The sequence below is a fragment of the Kitasatospora sp. SC0581 genome, assembly GCF_048159585.1.
Classification (GTDB): domain Bacteria; phylum Actinomycetota; class Actinomycetes; order Streptomycetales; family Streptomycetaceae; genus Kitasatospora.
The window spans coordinates 1-390 of record NZ_JBLRWA010000195.1; the positions used below are offsets into that span (position 1 = coordinate 1).

Consider the following 390-nt stretch of genomic DNA (forward strand, 5'->3'; position numbering starts at 1 on the left):
ATTTAACTTAATTAAATTTTGTAATAGACTTTTATTACTCTTGATATCAACTATCTCGAAATTATACATTTTTTTAGATAGTCAGAATTCACCAATACGTCTAACGCTTTAGATAGTCCATGTATTGGTGAGGAAATTGACCAATAACAGTAACCTTTTCCATACCTTTCACACTTTCTTATTGATTTGATGCCTTGCTCATTATCTTATCTAGAGAATTTGTAATTTCAGAATAGATTTCTTTGATTTTTTCATTTACTATTTTTAAAGGATAGTCTTTTGATTTAATTGATGAGATAGATAAGTCTTTTAATTCTTCTTCTTTGAAATTTTCTGTATCTAGTACATATTTTCCAAGTCCTAAAAGATTAAAAGTTCCTATTGTTTTAT

Annotated in this window: 1 protein-coding gene; it reads right to left on the minus strand. The window is 25.9% G+C overall.

Going from position 1 to position 390, the window contains the following annotated elements; all coding sequences use genetic code 11:
- Positions 1 to 178: 178 nt before the first annotated feature.
- Positions 179 to 390: hypothetical protein (locus ACLWS4_RS37750; RefSeq protein ID WP_416876536.1), on the minus strand; the 212-nt coding region annotated here is incomplete at its 5' end.